The following is a 19,509-nucleotide window of genomic DNA, read 5'->3' as shown; positions in this document are numbered from 1 at the left end:
TCATGCCGTTTTGCTGCTGCCGAGCGTTTAGAATCCGCGCTTGCGCAGCCATTTCTCGCACAGCCCCGTCCACGTTCTTGTTTCTTGCTCATGTAAAGCCAAGCCGAGGCCGTGACGGCCAGATTCGTATATATGCAGGTCGTAAGGCACGTTATGCCGGCTTAATGCCATTGCAAACAGCAGGACATTTTCCACGCGGACAACCTTATCGTCTGCCGTATGCCACAGAAAAGCTGGCGGGGTTTTGGTGTCGATGTGTTTTTCGTTTGACAAGTAATCTCTCCATTCGGGAGTATCGTTACTCCCTAGCAGATTTGCACGCGACCCCCTGTTAGCAAACTCACCAAACGTGATGACCGGGTAGCACAGAACCATAAGATCCGGCCTGCAGCTCATTCGTTCGATCGGATCGCTGGATTGCTTGTCTCCGTTGTCGTAATGAGTCCCCGCTGTTGAGGCAAGATGGCCGCCGGCGGAAAAGCCGAGAATGCCGACACGGGCTGGATCGACTCCCCATTCGCTAGCACGGTGGCGTACTAGCCGAATCGCACGCTGCGCATCAAGAAGCGGTACCGGATATCGATAAGGAGAGACGCGATAATGCAGCACGAACGCCGCGATCCCGATGCTGTTGAGCCATTCCGCAATCGGGCCTCCCTCATAATCCGCCCTCGATTCGTAGCCGCCGCCCGGACAAATGATAAGGGCTCCAACAGGCTCCTTCCCTTTTAATAGATATGGAATCAGCCGTGGGCAATCTTCTGTTTGATCTCCCTGTGCGTAAGGAGCTCCTCCCTGCCAAATCTCTACAACCAAATACTTCACCTCTTCACAAATTGCCTTCTATCTGTAGCGTTTAGGGAACTATAGGGGTAAGCTTAATGCCCACTGCGCACTTATAAGGTAACCAAAAGCTGATGCTGCCGCTCCCGCTTGTCGCCGTGAATGTAAAGGACTGTCGAATAGCGGAGGCAAATTGCCAACGGCTTGCTTCATACAAATCCGCTTGATATTGTACTCCCGGAGTTAATCCGCTAAAGGTGACGTTCGCGTTGTCTCCATTTCCTGAAGTATTAACGATCCAAGCTACCGGATTCCCGCTGGCATTGATTGCCGCCCCACCGAGAACAGTAGCGCTGCCATTCAACCATGACAATCCTTTTAAAGCGAAATCTCCGTCCCCTAGCCCAAGCTGTTTGGACATTAAACGATAGACCGTCATTTTCGGGGTCAAGGTTCCGTCAGCATATAGCGAGAAAAAGTCGTCAGTTCCTGGCGTGCCTTTGTTGAAAGCAAAGTAACCGTTGCCGTTGGCGCGAGCATTAATAAAATCGCTTAATCGTTGGGCTAAATAGGGAATCGCATCAACAGATTCGTTGTTCATCGGAATCTTCGTATACGAGGGGCTATAGTTCCACTCCGTTACGAAGATGGGCATATCCGGTTTGCCATGTGCGACCGCCACATTGCGCCAAGAGGTCACCTGTGGCTCCCCGTCAGGGTTTTGCCGATAGTAGTGGTAACTCAGAAAGTTAATATTATTGCTGATGCGCGAATCGTTCAATAAGGAGTCCGCCCAATTTGTAGCGTTCTGAGATGAAGTTGCAGGTCCGCCAATCGGAATAGAACTGTCCACGGAGCGAATGCCACTCGCAGCGTAATAATAAATATCCTTGTAGGCTGCCAAATTATTGGCATACCCGCTGTTCGTCCGGTCGAGAAAAGAATTCAAATCAGGCTCGTTCCAAATTTCCACATAGTCTACTTTATCTTTAAAGTGCGCGTAAATTTTCTTAATAATATCCTGATAGACATCCCAGTCTTTGGGAATCCCATGCATCGTATTGCTGTGAGACAACCAAGGAACATTGTAGCTCATAATCAGCATGATCTTGATTCCTTTGTTATGATAGGTGTCAACCCAATCATAGTTGCTCCAATTCCACGTGCTTGGATCGGCAACGTTGCCTACATTATTCTTATAGTCGGCAACAGTCGTATTGGGCACAATTTGGACGAGATAAGCATCCCTTCTCATGAAATTAATGCCGATTGACCGAAGCGTATCTACATCGGCCGGACTATCCAACTGATTGACGGCTCCCCCAAAATTGTTGGCATAACCTGTTCCGTTATTAACAGAAAAGTTTGCCGTAACCGACGTCGCCGCATACCCTATTTCGGGAAATCCCGCTAAAGAAACAACCAGCAACACAACCAGCATGCAGCAGCTAAGAAAACGCTTGACCATTATTACCGCCTCCAAATTTTATTATGAATAACCGATGTATAATAAATCTGTAGCATTGCTCTTGTGGCCTGTCAGTAGATACGTCGATCTGTTGCCGATAAACCTTACTCCCGAGTCACTTCAAAATAGCGTGCTTGGAAAGATTGTGGCAAATGCACGGTCAACTTACAGCTATAAGTATTGTAATAAGTTCTTACCTGGTATTGCTCGCCCGATGGATATAACTGTTTGATTGACGTTTTCCTATTGCCTTTCTCGTTAGGAAGCTGAAGCTCTATATAAGACTCTGCGCTTCCCAGCCTCCAGACGGCAAGCAGGATGCGGGATTGATCCTCAGAAGCCAATCCGACGCAGGCCCAACCGTTTTTATCGTTCAAGCGAGTAAAGCCGATCGGCCAGACGGGGTAAGCTTGACGGATATGTTTTCTTTCTCGCTTGTAGAGAGCCACGCCTTCCTGGATCAACTTCCAGTTCAATTCGTCAGCCGCTTCAATATGACCCGACAAATACATGCTCCCGCACATGCCGTTAATCATATTAAAAATCGTCTGCTCGCCGTCTGACATGTTGGATTGATAGTCCTGCGTCGTTAGCAATTGCTGCTGTTCCTTCTCATGGAACAGCAGCGGATAAGGATACGTCCAGAAGCCAGCCTGCTCCGGCAATATGGCCGCCAGTAAACCGCCGATGATCGAAGGATTGTTGTAATAGGCTTCTTGATCGGAAGTGCTATGCAGATGAAAGCGGGAAAGAATGCCGTAATCGGAGCGCATGCCTCCTGAGCCGCAGTTTTCCAGCAGAATGTGGGAATGCCTCGTTTTTACTTCTTCTATAAAAGCGTAAAAGGCCCTCATATTTTGGATCAGCCCGTCTGCTGCTGAGGAGGCGATATGATCGTCGCCATTCCCAATGCAGTCGTTGCAGTCATTGCGAATCAGACTGGCCCCCATGCCTACCAATTGGTCAATGATTTGATGCAGGTACGCGGTTACTTCAGGATTGGTGAAATTCAAAAACCAGCGAGGGCCGCCGCCGACGCGGGCGCCGTTGCGCATGAGAAACCAGGAATCCGGCTTTTGGCCGAGCTCGGCGTCCTCGCCGCATACTTCCATTTCCAGCCATATGCCGATACGCAATCCTTTTTGTCGAATATAATCAAAGATGCCTTGTAGTCCCTCGTCGCCAAACCGGTCCTCGCTCGGTTTCCAATCGCCCAGACCAGTTCCCCATGACTGATTCGCTTTCGCGAACCATCCCGCATCTATGCAGTAACATTCGGCGCCTGCCGCAGCGGCCGCATCGATTTGCGGGATGAGCTTATCCTTCGTCGGATCAGCCCACAAGCAATTCATATAGTCGTTAAAGATTAGCGGTGATTCCGATTCCCCTCCATGGGAAGGCTTCAAAAAGGATCTTCGGTATTTGGTCAACTGTTTCACGGCATCGGTGAAATCCCCCATACAACATCCGACCGCAACCGGTACCGCGGTAAAACTCTCTCCGGGAAGCAATTCGTGCGTCCAACCGCCATATCTCTCGCTCGCGCCGTCGGCATGCAGAAACAAAGCGCCTTTGTTAAAGGCCGAGGTTCCCCGATACCCGACTTCAATATGCCAGTTCGCCGACGTCTCGATCTGCATGTACCACGATTTCCCCGTCTCCATATCTTCCAACACAATCATGGGGAGATAACGGCTTGTACTCTGGCTCCCGTATGAAGCAAAATGAATCGCGGCCCCAATCCCATGAACGGATGAAGGAAAGAGTCCCAATTCTTCCAGATCGCCGGAACGCCACTGCCCCTCGCCGTTCCAGGACTGACGACAATAATGAACTCGAATTTTGTTTTTGTCGTACCAAGGCCGACAACCGTCGGTTGCGATTCCCTGTATGCTCGTCGACGACAGATGGGTAAGAACGACCGGACGATTGCTGTTATTACGCACGGTTGTCGATTGTCGGATGACCGCCGCATTCGGAATAAAATGCATTTCCACTTCGACGGATAGCTGCAGTTTGTCATGAAAATAAAGGAAGACGAGGCGCTGGTCGTCTATTTGCTTCATCGATTCCAACTTCATTTCTGACGGAAGACTGGTCATGCCCGAAACCATGGAAGACAAGGCGCCATGCGGCATTCCGGCAATGGCCAACTGGAAGCCGGGCAAAGCGATCGGGACCGGAGCCATTCTTCCGTCATCCGTATTCAACAAGGATTGGCAATATCCGTTCTCCGTCTGTTCGAACCGCAGCACCATTTTTTCATGCAGACATTGAACAAAGCTTTGATCCGGTTGTTTCGTTACTTCCATCCGCATAAAAACCCTCTCTTCTATTACGGTCGGAGCGGCGGGTCATCCCTTTAACGCCGCCGCTCCCATTCTTGGGGGAAACGTCCCCTTTCTGTTGCTAGATAGTCTCAGTCCTCCGCTCCCCGGATAAAAGCAAGTTCAGCTTGAATCGACTCTCTTATTCTTGCTCCAACATTCGCAAAAGGAGGACTACTGCTTCCGCTCTTGTCAAGTTGGCTTGCGGATCGTATTTCCCCAGGTTCCGCCCTTTGACCAGCCCTGATTCAGTCAATGCATAGACGCTCTGTTTGGCCCATAAAGGGATTAAGTTATCATCGGCATACGGTTGCAACGTTCCAGTTGCAGCCCCTAACTTCAGTGCCCGAGCCATGATAACCGCCATCTCAGTACGGCTAATCGCCTGGTTCGGCTTGATCGTATGATCCGCGTAACCCACGATCCAGCCCGCGCTTACAGCATTCTCCAACGCAGCCTGAGCCCATTTCCCGACTTGTCCATGATCGGTAAATTCGCTAAGCAACTTGGACGAAGCAGGCTTCAACTGCAACACCCGGTATAATAGGGAGATAAACTCGGCCCGCGTTATCGCTTTATCCGGTTGAAATGTTTGATCTGGATAACCTTGTACCCAACCTGCAAACAAAGCCCTTCCGATCGCTTCACTAGCCCAGTGGGAGCCCATATCCTTGAAGATCACAGCAGGATCCGTCCATCCTTTGCCTGGATCTGTTCCTGGATCTGTACCGGGATTTGTGCCTGGATTTGTGCCTGGGTTTGTTCCTGGGTTTGTTCCTGGGTTTGTTCCTGGGTTTGTTCCTGGATCTGTCCCCGGCTGCCCCCCGCCATCATTGACAATATCGATTGCTAGCAACATGGGTTCATGGGGAAGCAATGTAACTTTGTCGCTATTCGAGCTTGAACCATTGATTAGATTCGTCCAAGTAAGAGACTTGGCCCCTTCAATGACCAGTTTCACTTCCTGTGTTTCCCATGAATAGTTGGAAACATTGACGAGCAGTTGATCGCCATATTGCACTGAACGCCATTCCGTCCCATATACCGGCTCATTCGTTGCGGTATCGATAAGCTGTACATCCAGCAGATCCAAGCTGTCAAACAGATCCGTTGCCTGATCGCGGATCGCTTTCTTCGGTTGCCCGGGATCAATGCTAACCGTGTTGGAGTGATTCAGGACACTCTCGCGATCAGTAGACGCAAGCGGGCGATTGTACTCATCGTAAGCCAATGAGTTCTGCCCCATAAGAACCAGCTTCCCTCCCTGTTCTACAAACTGTTTGATCTTCGTCAACGTGTCCGCTTTGATATGCGTAGCTTCAGGAACAAACAGGACCTTCAGATCATCCAGCCCATTATTCTTGATCTGATTCTCTGAAGCAAAGCCAACCCTCAAACCATTGTAGCTGATCGCCTCATAAGCGCTTTCTAGCGAATTCGGATACGTAGCGCTATAGATAAGGCTTGGTACCGAATAGAGTATGGCTGCATCCGGTTTTTCCTGTTGGAACGCTGTCACTTCGCCGGACAGGCGGTTGAGATCCAATCCGGTCTGACCGACAATCGCTGCCGCATCCGGACGGTGCATAACACTGCCTTTAAAGTCGCTATTTTGTTCGTACGTACGCTCCCATACCCACATCGTCGTCGCGCTCATCCCGTGGATTGCGCCTTGCCACAGCGATGTTCTCACATGTTTGGCCAGTTGCGGGATATAACGATCCTCGCCATCTTTAATAAGATGGTTCTCAGAGTTGAATACCGGTGCTTCCTTAAGCGACGTCTGCAGATCATAAAACTTTAATTCGTAAGTGAACCCATTCTCCGGATTCAAATACACATTGGCATTGTCATTGCCATTAATCTGGGTGAATTCGCTAAACTGCTCCGCGTCCACGCCCCAGGTCCAATTGTTGATATGATTTAATGTGCCATTCATAATCTTGGCATTAACCGGAATATCAGGCATAATCTCATGGATAATGTCCGCCATCCATTGATGCCAGCCAGAGAATTGATCGTTATTGAACTGTACCCAGTCATAAAACGCCGGCGTTCGGCTCACGCCAGTCGGAAGCGGAATTTGCCCAAAATCGGTATAATTCGTTCCATGTACCGCATTCAGATCTGCAATAACATCATATTGTTTTTGCAAGTAATTCTGCCACAGCGGCTTGTTCGCTTCGTCCCTGTAGGACTGGTATACACCTTCATTGGATAATGTAATGCTGTGCAGCGCAGGGGAATCCTTCAGCAAAGGGACAACTAGGCGCAAATAATCTTCAATAAACTGCTTTGCACGATCGTCATAAATGGTATATCTAAGAAAAGGGTTGTCATTGCTGCTTGCGATATCCGGCCAAAGCTTAAACAAGAAATCCGGAAAATAATGAGGCGACAGCAACAGATTGACAGCTACATTATTCTCGGCTGCGCGCTGCAGCGTCGGCAGAATGTCATTATACATGTAGGAAAGCTCGCCTGCGTATTCTTCGCGGCCCAGATCCACCAAATCCTGATCGTCAAACAACGGATTTTGCAGCACATTGACCTCAGACGAATCGTTTGTCTCATACATGCGAAGATCGTCAATCCAAAGATTCTCCGTCAAGTTTTCGGTTAAAATGACAAAGGAAAACTGCTCTTCTTCACCGCTCGTATAGGTGTGGGATACTTTTGTCCAATCATAATCGCCAGAAGGGAAATACTGTCTATCCATCCAGCCCGGTCCCCCCGGAAACCATACTGCCTCTTCTTGGACATCTTCTCCTTTCACCCATGCTTCTATGGTGTATTCCGTATTGGGCTTTATAGTTACATTTTGTTGAAGCCTCAGGTAGGTTTGCGGGCTTAATGGAGTTTGGTTGCTAATGCGCAACGCTCCGCTTGAATTACTGTGCTTAACTTCACGATCTTTGACCGCCTTGGCTTCAATCAGACCTGATGATCCGACATCCCAATGCGGAATAGCGTGTGGCGGTTTCATAACATAACTCGGTCCCACTTCAATTTGAATGATGTTTGCCCCGTAATCAAAGAAGTTGGGGATATCCTTTCTGACTTGCTCGAAATGCCCGTATCCGGTAAAAAAGACTTCTTTTCGCACTTTATCAACGTCATAGGCGCCCTTCGTATCCGCGATGAATGAAGTTCGATCAATCTCAATATCACCCGTTATATAGCGGTTAACCGGCTTGGGCTGTTTTGTGCCTGCAAGATAGGCTTGCACATCCTCCAGCGCTTCCTCATACAGGCGTTCCATCTCCCCAAGCTGATAGCTGGCCCGCTCGTAAAGTCCCGCTTCTATATCCTCCATAACATATGGAATAAATTGACTGACAACCGTGTAATTCACCTTTTCGTAATCTACGGGAATATTGATCGCTTTAGCTTGAGCCAAAGCTTCCTCCAGTGCTCCCAATCGCTCCCCAAGAGCAGCCGCCCGGGATGTCAGTTCGGAGGGACTGTTTGTTACTTTAAAATGCAACTGATCGCTTTTTGTTTGTCCATCGCTGCTCTGAACAGTAACTACAGCAGTGTGATCCTTTCTTTCTTTAAGGGTGAGCGGAATTTGTTTCTTCCACACCTTGTTTGCCGGTATCGCCACGGGATACCCATTCAATCCGAGCAGGGATGAAGTCACGTTCAACTGAATATCTTCATCGCCAAAGTTGGGAATAACCAGTTCAAATATTTGTTGTTCATGTGCAGGGAATTCGCGGGGACCGTCTAACAGCACAGTCCATTGATCACCTTCTGGCATAAGCTGCAGTTCAGACATGGTGCTGGGATACTTGGCGAAGCCCATAGAAGCCGTCCATTCAATCCAGCCTTTCCGACCGCTTCCGTCATTATCATTAACCAAGAATGAAAACCGCACATCGCCTTCCGGAATGGCTGAAACGGGATAGATCGTTGCCCATGGCAGTCTGGCTTCATAATAGGTATAGTTTCCGGAACGACTTACATGGAATTCCACTTCATCTGTATTAGCAGCGGCTTGTCCGGCTGCCCATCTCCAGATCCTTGCTTCCCCGTTCGGGTCCAGACTAAGCCCGTATTCCGGACCATAACTAGAACCATCCGGAGTGAAGGCGAACTGTACGCTGTCCCCTGACCACATCATGTCGTTCTCCACGCTATGATGAATGTCGTCCTGAACTTGCACGGCAACATAGAACCCGTCTTCGTCATACGCAAATTTCGACTGGGCAGATGCATCTCCCGCCCCGTTCCAACCCGTCATTTGAACCTGGCTGGTGATGTCTGCCGGCAATGATGCTCCAGTAAAGTCGGACCAATATTCCCAGTTTCCCTCAAGCTGGCTGCCATTCATTTTATGAAGAATCGGTATTTTCCGTTCTGTACCGAGGGAGCCCAGATAGGAGTTGAGGTCTTGCCACGACTCCCCGTCTATCATTGTAGTGTATTCAAACCTGGCCAACGCCCCCTGTGGATCGGTTTCATTGGCTGCGTATGCATGAATGACCAGAGGATCATGAATAGTGATCGGCGCTGTGTAATCCATTGCCGTGTCTGACGACCAGGGATCGCTTCCATCCAGCGTATAACGAATATTCGCATCGGGGCTGGACGCTGTCAGCACAACCTCTGTGCCGGGAAAAACATTGCCTGCAGGGGGATTGGCCGTAACCTGTGAAGTCCCGACTTCGAAACCGCCGTTAACAACCAGATTTTCCGTGGTTCCGTTCTTGACTATTGATACTTCATCGATCCACAGATGATCTGTTCTATCTTCAACAAGGATCACTAAACCAAACGTCGTTTGATCCGCTTGTGCGGTAAAGGACTGTTCAAACTCTGTCCAATCATAGGTAAGACCGTAAAGCTCTGAAAGATCGTAGTTGCGGATTGTCTGGCTGCCATTATTTCCGCCGAAAAACGCTCTCTTTACATTCTCCCCTTTTGCCCAAAGACTAAGGGTATAATCAGCCCCCGGTTCTACGGGCACATCTTTCATGACAAGATAAAAAACATTGGGCTGAATGTCGGATTCATTATACAGGTGCAAGGAATGTGATCCCGCCTTTTTTTCCGAGGTGCTTAAGCTATGTCCGGCATTCGCTTGTCCAATATTTGAAATATTCCAACCCGATACGCTTGGGTTATTATCGATGTCGGCAAACGCGACGGTTCCATGAAAAAAACTTGCTAGCATGGCTAGTACAATACTGACGGATAACCACTTGCGAAGAGCATTGCTATACATGGGATGCCTCCTTTCCGATTGAGATAAGCCTCTGATATTTTCTGGCGCTAACTGTAAACGATTTCCCCTACTTCCCTGCATCAAAAAGCCTCCCTGCTATTTTGTGTGAATACGTTTTCATCGTATCAAAATGCCGAGGGAGGCGGTTAGATAGAAATTTATCTTTGCGATATGAAAATTATATCTGTTTGGTACAGAGCGACTACCCTTTGACACCGCTGCTCCAGCTTACACCCCGCTCGATCAACCTCTGGCAGGTCGCAAACACAACCATAAGCGGTATGGCCGCCAGCAGCAGCATGGCCATCGTGGATTGGCCGGTGCCGGCCGCCCTGGGTCTCGATGCTTCACTCGTAATATAGAGTGTAAAGGTATACAGGCTTTCATCGCGCAGCACAATTAGCGGCCATAAAAATTCGTTCCAGACCGCCATAAAGGTCATAATGGAGATGACTGTAAAGATGGGAATAGAAAGCTTAACGATCATGCTGTAAAAAATTCGCCATTCGTTCGCCCCATCCATTCGGGCCGCTTGCAGCATCTCATCCGGAATTTGATCAAAAAAGCCCTTAAACATATAAATGACAATGCCCCATGAGGTATGCGGCAAAATGACCCCCCATAGGTTGTTGGTCAGCCCAAGTTCCCCGATGACCAAATATAGCGGAACGATGATGGCCACCTCGGGGATCATGATCGTCGCCACAAAAAATAACGTCCACCTGTTGGACCATTGCTTGCCGATCAGCTTCGATATGGCGTAGGCTGCGGTTCCGCCCAGCAACAGCTGCGAAAAAATCGACAGCACCACCACATATACGCTGTTCATGAAGCTGTTCAATATCGTTGCCGATTTGCTTGTGAGAGAATTCTCTTTAAAGATCGCCAAATAATTGTCAAATATCCGCATCCAATCCCCGCTCTGGGAAACCGTCCGTACATCCCCCTCCAAAAACGAAGAGCTTTGCAGAAAGGCATCGATTTGGGCAGATAGTTGATCCTCCGTACTCGAAACAGCTCTCTGCTTCGGGCTATAAACAGTTTCGCTATCCAAGCCATGCCAGGTAACGTGCGAGTAACCCCGTTCCTTTATCAGCATGTATTTTGTCTTCATCATCTGATCGGTAAACACTTCCGTCGGCAGCACATAAGATCTTCCGGCGTTAAACTCGAACGCCCGCATCTTCATCTCGTAAAGAACCCGGCCGTCTCTCATCCCAATGGTCCGCATTTCACCGATCGCTTCATTTTGCTTCCTTTTCCAGCTGTACCACATCGCCTTAAGGCCATCCCGCTCCAATGCCTGTTGATCGCTCATATCCGAATCGCTGTAATCTACCACAATCGTAACGACCTGAGGCTGTTCCGGTATCCACTTGGGCGGAAACTGGTAAAGCGATATCGGATCCTTTAACGAGGAACTGATCGCCCACCCAAGCGGAAACAGCAGCAACACAATGGATAGGATCGAAAAGGCATACGCAAAGGCTTTAAAGCTGGTCTGGCCCTTTTCTTTGATTCGACTCTGTTTCATCTGCTCCTACTCCTTGTTGGAAACCTTGATCTGAATCAACGTAATGATGGCTACGATGGCAAATATGATGAAAGAAATGGCTCCGGCCATGCCAAATTGGTTTTGTTTAAATGCACTGTTATAGACCATTAACGACATAACATTGGTGCTGTTGGCAGGCCCCCCGCCAGTCATCACATAAATATTGTCAAACGCCAAGAAAGCCGTCGCCAAAAATTGAATAAATTGAATGCCGATAATAAATTTCAGTCCAGGTAAATAAATCGAAATCATACGTCGCCATGGCCCCGCCCCGTCAATGGTGGACGATTCCACAATCTCACGCGATACCCCCTGCAACGCCGAATAATAAATGAGCACAGCCAAGCCGCCGCCAAGCACGCCTGGCAGCACCAGTGAAAACTTGGCTATGGCCGGATCATTGAGCCAGCCTACGGCAGGCAGTCCGATTCGCTCCAAAATAGCGTTTAGCAAACCATAATCGGGATTGTACAGCCACTTCCAGATCAACACTGCGGCAATCGACGGCACTGCTGCAGGCAACAGATACAGAAAGCGGAACAACGTGTTGCCTCTGCGTATATCAATGAGCAACATCGCCTGTAAAATGGGAATCCAGAACGTCATAACCAACGATAACAAAGCAATAACGAAGGTGTTGTATAGGGCCGTCTGAAACAAGGAGGACTTAAACAGGTGGATAAAATTGCTCAACCCGACGAACGGGCCCGGTGGATTCATAATGCTGAAATCAAACAAGCTCATGACAATCGCATAAAGCATGGGTACGTATTTGAAAACAACAAAGGACAGCACCGATGGAACCAAGAACAGTGCAGCCAATATTGGAAATCGCTTCTTCTTTCTGTATTTGAGAGGGACTGCGAGTGAAACCTTTTCCATACAAAAGATCATTCCTTTCTTGACATAAACGGGGGATGTCCGCTTGTCAGAAGACATCCCCCGCCTGTCTTTATACCGCTAGCACTACTTGCCTATTTCTGCATTGTATGGACCAACAACCTCGCGCTGCGCCTTTTCCTCAGCATCCTTCAGCTCTGCAGCAATGTCCACCTTCTCGGTCAACAGTACCTTCTGAATCGCCGGTACGATGTATGGACTCAGACGGCTCTTGAGGGCGTATTCCAGCTGCGTGTCTCCAGCCGCCTTTTGAACATTTGCAACGAGATCCTGCGGGACGTTCGACGTAAACTCCAATGGATTAACGTCCTTGCGAGGCGATAGCAAATTCGGCATAATGCCATTGTCGAGACGGAATGTATTCAGCTTGTCATGCACTTCCTTGGAATTCATATAGACGATGTATTCCCAAGCTGCATCCTGCTTTTCCTTATCCGATTTCGGGTTGATAATCCAGTATCTTCCGCCTACCTGGGACGGAGCCTTACCGGATGGACCGACAGGAAGCGAACTGAAACCTACATCATCCAGGCTTACGCCGTTTGAAGCGAAATCACCGAACATGTCGGACGATCCGAGCATCATCGCCGCGCGTTTCTGGAAGAAGTCTTGTTTGTTGTCGTCAAAGTTTTGCGCCACATTGCTTTGCACGACCTTGTATTTCCACTTTAGATCATGCCAGTATTGAAGAGCCGTTACGGTCGGCTCCTTGGTGAAATCGAGCGTAATTGTTCCGTCCTCGTTCTTCGTGGTCAGATCCCCGCCTGCCTGCCAGACGTAATACTCGAAAAACCAGTCCGCCCAATCCATGCCCAGCAATGCGTATCCATACTGCTTTTTATCCGTATTTGTCAATTTCTGGGAGACTTCTGCAAACTCCTCCCAATCCTTCGGCGGCGAATTAGGATCAAGCCCGGCTTCGCGGTACAAATCTTTCCTGTACATCAAACCCATCAAATACATATCCGCCGGTACGCCATATACCTTCCCATCGATCGTCGCTTGCTCCATAGCTGAGGGCAAATACTGATCCTTGTCCGCATAATCGTTCCAATACGGGCTTAGATCATACGCGACGCCCGCCTTTACCCAATCGCGGATATCCGGGAAGCTGGCATTTTGAAAAGCGTCTGGCCCTTCTCCGCCTGCATTGGCCGTCATAAACACTTCGTTAACGCTTGTACCCGGCGGCGATGCGACATGATTGACTTTAATATGGGGATGCGTAGCATCAAATTCGGCGTATATTTCATCCAGAACTGACTTGAACACATCATCATCCGGCGATTTATCCCATACTGTAATCGTTACCTGCTTGTCCGTTTCTCCGGGCGAATTCGTCTTGACAGGGGCAGTTGCGTTGCCGCCCGCACTTTCCGCCGGCTTGTTGTCGCCTGTCGACCCGCAAGCGGCCATCACGCTCATGATTGCAATCAGCCCCATGCTGATTGCTTTTTTTCTCCACATATAAACGCCTCCCTTTTTCTGCTTACGATATCAGTATAAGAAACATGGACTTGGCTACGTTATACGCAGATTTAACGCGTTGCTATCAGTAAATCAACTATTTCGCACCGCGGAGCTGGATCGGTGAGATACCAAACGTTTTGCGGAAAATAAGGCTAAAATAGGCCGGTTGCTCGTAACCGACCAGTTGTGCAATTTCTTTGATCTGCAGCGGAGTTTCCTTGATCAATTGCATCGCTTGCTTCATACGTGTCTGTAAAATATATTCCGACAGCGTGACGCCCGCCTTCTCCTTGAAGATACGACTGAAGTAGTTGGCATGAATATAATAGGTGGCCGAAATCCACTGTAAGGAAATGTCCTCGTTGTAATGCTGGTCGATATAGCGGATGACTTCCTCCACAATTTGTTCGCCTGTCAATCGGCTGCCAGTCTGCGGACGCAACGCAAAATATTCGAATAGCTGCAGCAGCTCGACATATATAGCTTCCATATCCGATTCGCGATGCAAAATGGCCGGTCGGTCTTCCATGCTGGCATCAAACCCGGTTTTTTGGCGAAACAACTGCAGTGTCTCCATGATTTGCTCCATAAATTGCTGCAGTTCCTGATAACCGACTGCATTATCTTCCGCCAGCAGCCGCAATCTTTTGATCAGCCAATCGGCAATCGTCTTCACATTATGCGTTTCCAGACAATGAACCAGCATTCTCTGCTCGTCGGCACTAAGCGTATGCTGATCGCTATGGCGAGTGGCTAGCTTATACTTATAAACTACCCCGCCCCCGCGTAGCACCTTATTCAGACTGGCCTGCCTCGCTTCCGTGTAAGAACGGCCGAGCTCAGTAAGGCGCCTGAAGGGCGTTCCGACCCCCACCGTGACATCGACGCGCAAATAGCGGGCAATATGCACAATCGCCTCCTGCAAGTATGCGCTGTTGTCACGGGTCGATACGGACCCTATCAATGCAACAAATTCATATCGATTAAAGGCATGCTTGAACACAATACCCGGAATCCCATGCAAGGACAGGCAGTTTTCAATTATATTAAGAACGCAATAGTGAAAAAGCGATTGCTCTTCTTCTCGAAAACCCAAATGCGGATATTTAACCGTCTCCATATCGACGAGCACTGCATATCCCGTGCCTCCAAGCAGCAATTCCGGCAACTGCGCCAGATCCTCCGGCAATGCGCTGCCGGAAATCAGCCTCGTCAGGGAAAGGCTCAGCATACTTTGCTGTTGCTTTTTATAATTGTGCCTGAGGCTTGTAACATAACTATCCTCCAGGTTTTTTTTCTCCAGCTTGCCGACCATCTCAGCCAGTGTCCGATTCAGCTCCGCATCCCTTACCGGTTTCAGCAAATACGCTTCGACACCAAACTGGATAGCCCGCTTGGCATAATCAAAATCTCCATATCCGCTTAATATGATACAAAGCAACTGCGGATGAAGCTGCTTCAGGTGTTGGATCAGTTCTATGCCGTCCATACCCGGCATTCGAATATCGGTTAATACGATATCCGGTTTCAGTTCCTCCACCAAGCGCAGCGCAGAGAGCGCATTGGTGGCTGTGGCCGCTAATTCCATACGCTGGCCGGCCCAATCTATTTTCTGAACGAGACCGTCCAGAATGATTTGTTCATCGTCAATAAGCAACAGCTTGTACATGGTCAGCCCTCCCTCTTGGGGATCGTCAGACGTATGACAGTCCCGAATTGAATTGCACTGGTCATATGAAACTCTGCCTTTCCGCCATAATGCAGGGATAGCCGCTGCACGACATTTCGAAGCCCGATCGATCTCCGCCCTGCCGCTTCGATTTCTTCCGCCATGCTAAGCTTCTGCAGCAGCTTCTGCATCTCCGCCGCTCCCATGCCAGCACCGTTATCCTCGATTTCAATCGCATAAGCGTCTTCGGACAACGAGAATACTTGCACACTGACATAACCGCCGTCCTGCTTTTTCTCGATGCCATGGATGATTGCGTTTTCAACCAAAGGCTGAAGCAGCAGCTTGATCATCTGCATCCCCGCCAATTGGTCCTCTATGTCAACCATATAACTCAAATAATTTCCAAAACGAATTTTTTGTATATAAAGATAATTTCGGATATGATCCAGTTCCTCGTCGAGTTGTCCGTATTTTCCTGCGCTAATACTGTAGCGAAACATATCCGCCAAACAGTGAATAATCTTGCTGATCTTGTCTGGGTCCTTGCCGCTTATGGCCAAACTTTCGATCGAACTGAGCGTATTGAACAAGAAGTGGGGATTAATTTGCGCCTGCAGCGCATTCCATTGCGCCTCCTTGGCTGCCAGCTCAACCTGATACTTTTCATGAATAAGAACATTTATTTTCTCCGTCATCCGATTGAAGCTGGTCCCTAAATATCCAAGTTCATCCTTCGAATGCACCGGCACAGTCACATCAAAAACACCATTTTCCATTCGTCTCATCGCTTGGCGCAATTGCAGGATAGGTCTGGTGATTTGGCTCGAGAAAGCTACAGTGATGCCAAATGCCAGGAGGAAAATAACGCCGACAGCCGTTATCGATTGCCACATCGCCTTGCGCGAGCCTTCAAGCAATATCGTTTTATCGATCTCGGCAACCAGATACCAATCCGTCATCGTAAACCGTGAATGCATGACCAAGCCATCCTCGGCTTCTGCCAATACATGGGTCCGTTTCATACCAGCCGAATCAGCTGCTAGCAAAACCTGACCGTCCTCATTCGCGATATAGAAGTCTCCGATATTTCGTTTTTTCAAATCCTTCAGATTGTTTACTATCCAATCTGCCTTCAGATCAACCTGCAATATACCGACGTTCACTGCCGGCTTAAAATTGGATACGACAAAGACAGGCTTGATAAACAACAATTCCCTTGGAATCGAATGACTAGTGGAGGCAATGCGCCAGTGATTTTTTTTGTCATCCATCTCCGACATAATGCGGATGCTCTCCGCATCGCGGATTTCATCTACCTCGGAACGCACGAACAAAGTGGTGCCAAACGATTTGCCGTTTCCGTTAAAATCCAGAAACCGAAACCGGCCAATCTGAGAACGCTGCTGCTCAAATTGAATGCGGCGGTCGAGCTGGCTTGACAACTCTGCGGGCGGATGCGCCAGCTGTGTCATATAATTCTGAACACTTTTGTCATAGGACAGCCGCCAAGCCGCATTCTCCGTATTGACCATGCTGCTCTCTATCGCATTGATTTGAAGCTGCATAATATGCTCGACGTTAACGCGAGCTCTCTTTTCCACTTCTTTTTTCAAATTCCAATAATGAATAAATCCAATGGATACAAGCGTAAGCAAAATGATGGACAGGAACAAAAGCAGCAATTTTGTGCGAAACTGATACCTTACGCCCATGAGTGCCCCCCTACCTCTTTTTACTTACAATATAGCAATTATCAGTGATCTGGAAGAGAAGATGACGTTGATTTCGGAAAAACAATCATGACCGTTTGTAACGGAGCCAGCTTCAATCGCAGCAGCCCGTCCGCGGATACCTTGGCTTTTCTAATTCGCTCTCCGCTTGCATCTTCCACAACAGTCAGTACGGCGCCTGCCAGCTTGGGCAGCACAACGTCCGTCTCACTGCTCTCTGTCGCGTAATTGATGACTAGTTGCGCCTGATCCCCATCCTGCGCACTCCACTTGCTGGTCAGCACGCTTGGTACCGTCAGCCGTCGTCCGTTTAACATGACGATGTCGAGCTGGGCAACATTTTTTAACTCGTTTGGTTTTTCCATCCGCCCGGAGAACAGATAAGCTTTGCCCGCTCCCCTGCGCCAAGCGTTTGCCGTTCTGACAAAAGTGATGACAGACTCTTGATCCGGAGCTGTAACGTTCCATTCGGTGCCCCAGCTCCAGGTAATTTCTCCTTTGTCCTTAAGCACGATCGTAAGCATATCGCCGGCATGGAAGGAATAAGCCAGACGGTACAATAGGTTTTCAGGGCTATGCTCATAATCTACAATGGCTTGCGTAGGGTTCTGATTCCCCATGAAATTATTGATAAATTCGTGATACACGTAAGCATAGAGCGGCACAGGCTGACCGATGGTGTAGTTGATATTAAAACGCAAATCATTGAACAGCAGCCCTTCAATAAACGGTTCGGCAGCCGCCGACTCGCACCCGAAGAGGACCTTGCGTCCGGCCTTTTCCGACGCTTCGTTCATTCGTGTGATGAGATGCTTCATCGCCTCCACCTGCCAGCGTCCTGGCGCCGGGGCATGACCGTGTTCGCGGCTGTAGCAGAAATAGGAGTTGCCGCCGTGATTCTGGTCGAAATATTGAATGTAATCGCAATGACCGGCAATCATCCGCTCCGTCTCGTTCAAAACGGTTTCGCTGACAAATGGCTGGGAAGGACACAGATCGTAGCCGCTCCGCTGTCCCGTACAGATTGCCGAATAAGGGAGCGTCCCTTCCGGCGACAAGCACATGACGGACGCCAGTTGCTGCTCGTCGAACTGCTCCTTTTTGTTATAGGATTGCACAAGATGACTTTGTTCGGTCCAGCCGATGCCGCTGCAATAAAGCCCCAGCAAATTCCCTTTGGCGTGCAGCCCGTTGGCAAATTCGGCAAGCAGCTCCTCGCCACCGTATGGCGGCCATACATAAGGCGGCGCCCACGGAGCCGTACCTTCCCAGTGCATCAATAACGCCATGACCCGGCTGTCGAACGCATTAGCCAGTTGCTCCAAACATGGCAGCGCTTGCACATAAGGGAAATAGTCATTCGGCTCCATATTGTCAAGATCCTGCGTCCCGCGTACCGGGTAGGTCACGACGACCGGTGAATCCTCGTACCATTCCGGCAAACCGGGACGGCTGGCAAGCGCAGTCGGCCGCGCACTTGATTCGCTCAGGTACCACGATCGATAAATCGCCGCCGCGTCGTGCCAGTCCCCCTCAAACACCGCCAGCACCATATCGTAATCCATTCGGTACAGCCCAGGCCCTTCCGATGCGGGGTATAGCCGAAATTGCAACCGAATATCACCCTCCAGCCCGTAATAATCAATCAACTTTACATGCCCTTGGTCATCATGCGCCCCCATGTACAAACCGGCATGCTCGTTGTAATACGCCATAAATTGTGTCGGCACGGCGCTCGGATAGATGCTGGCAATACTTCGGCTCGGATATTCCGCCTCCTGGTAGGCGATCCATTTGTTCGCATCGCGTATGTCCAACCGATCTACCAGCACACCTTCATTTCCAGGCCATAACAATCTGCTTTTGCCCTCCGGGCCTGTCAGTCCGTTCTCCACCGTCAGGCCGGGAAAATCGATCCACTCGAGCGTCAGTTCCGTTTGATGCTCCACCTCAAGCCGCCAGTAACTGCGGTTGTCGCCATGCGGCAGTCGCACGCTTACATGCACTGTGGCACCCATTTCTCCTACCTCGGCATACACAAGCTCTAACGAGTTTTCGTTATCGCTTTCTTTATGCATCATTTCAAAGCGGCCAGCTTCATGAGCACTTAGCAGCAGAATCTTTCCCTCTGCATCACGGAAGCGAAGCGCAAACAAAGGGATGCTTCTGGCGGATACGCCCGTCAGCTCGGTCATCCCACTCTTTAATGAAATAATCGAGCCGTTATTCTCATCCAGACGTATCGCCATCTTACTGTTGCCAATAAACATCAGATATCTTCCTTTCCTGTTTCAGATATTCTTCTATAGAGCTAACCATCATTGTATAGGGAATGGACACCGGCAGGTTATAGGCAGCCTTAACTATTCGATAT

The 19,509-nt window shown here is 49.2% G+C and carries 10 protein-coding genes; all 10 read right to left on the bottom strand.

The genetic code is table 11. The features are described from left to right. Positions 1-27: 27 nt before the first annotated feature. Positions 28-816: an alpha/beta hydrolase gene (locus tag PAT3040_RS00550; RefSeq protein WP_108991097.1), complete on the bottom strand. Its 789-nt coding sequence runs from the start codon at positions 814-816 to the stop codon at positions 28-30. A 40-nt stretch (positions 817-856) separates the two neighbouring features. After that, positions 857-2,251: a GH39 family glycosyl hydrolase gene (locus PAT3040_RS00545; protein ID WP_108991096.1), complete on the bottom strand. Its 1,395-nt coding sequence runs from the start codon at positions 2,249-2,251 to the stop codon at positions 857-859. Positions 2,252-2,355: 104 nt separating this feature from the next. Continuing rightward, positions 2,356-4,569 (bottom strand): alpha-galactosidase, encoded by a 2,214-nt coding sequence (locus PAT3040_RS00540; protein ID WP_108991095.1) that lies wholly within the window; start codon positions 4,567-4,569, stop codon positions 2,356-2,358. A 151-nt stretch (positions 4,570-4,720) separates the two neighbouring features. After that, positions 4,721-9,808, bottom strand: a complete 5,088-nt coding sequence (locus PAT3040_RS00535; RefSeq protein WP_181376361.1) for an S-layer homology domain-containing protein — start codon at positions 9,806-9,808, stop codon at positions 4,721-4,723. Between the two features lie 202 nt (positions 9,809-10,010). Beyond that, positions 10,011-11,342, bottom strand: coding sequence for a carbohydrate ABC transporter permease (locus PAT3040_RS00530; RefSeq protein ID WP_108991093.1), 1,332 nt, complete (start codon positions 11,340-11,342; stop codon positions 10,011-10,013). Between the two features lie 6 nt (positions 11,343-11,348). Further along, on the bottom strand, positions 11,349-12,245 hold the full coding sequence (locus PAT3040_RS00525; protein ID WP_108991092.1) for a carbohydrate ABC transporter permease: 897 nt from the start codon (positions 12,243-12,245) through the stop codon (positions 11,349-11,351). Between the two features lie 84 nt (positions 12,246-12,329). Next, positions 12,330-13,730 carry an extracellular solute-binding protein gene (locus PAT3040_RS00520; protein ID WP_108991091.1) on the bottom strand — a complete coding sequence of 467 codons (1,401 nt, stop codon included), beginning with the start codon at positions 13,728-13,730 and terminating at the stop codon, positions 12,330-12,332. 97 nt (positions 13,731-13,827) lie between these two features. Next, positions 13,828-15,402: a response regulator gene (locus PAT3040_RS00515; RefSeq protein ID WP_108991090.1), complete on the bottom strand. Its 1,575-nt coding sequence runs from the start codon at positions 15,400-15,402 to the stop codon at positions 13,828-13,830. Between the two features lie 2 nt (positions 15,403-15,404). Beyond that, positions 15,405-17,117 (bottom strand): sensor histidine kinase, encoded by a 1,713-nt coding sequence (locus tag PAT3040_RS00510; RefSeq protein WP_108991089.1) that lies wholly within the window; start codon positions 17,115-17,117, stop codon positions 15,405-15,407. A gap of 41 nt (positions 17,118-17,158) precedes the next feature. Next, positions 17,159-19,405 (bottom strand): DUF6259 domain-containing protein, encoded by a 2,247-nt coding sequence (locus PAT3040_RS00505; RefSeq protein ID WP_108991088.1) that lies wholly within the window; start codon positions 19,403-19,405, stop codon positions 17,159-17,161. Positions 19,406-19,509 lie beyond the last annotated feature (104 nt).

This window comes from Paenibacillus agaridevorans, from assembly GCF_003112455.1.
In the GTDB taxonomy this organism is placed as follows: Bacteria; Bacillota; Bacilli; order Paenibacillales; family Paenibacillaceae; genus Pristimantibacillus; species Pristimantibacillus agaridevorans.
The sequence above is the reverse complement of the archived record's forward strand: the minus strand, read 5'-3'. Positions and strand labels throughout refer to the sequence as shown.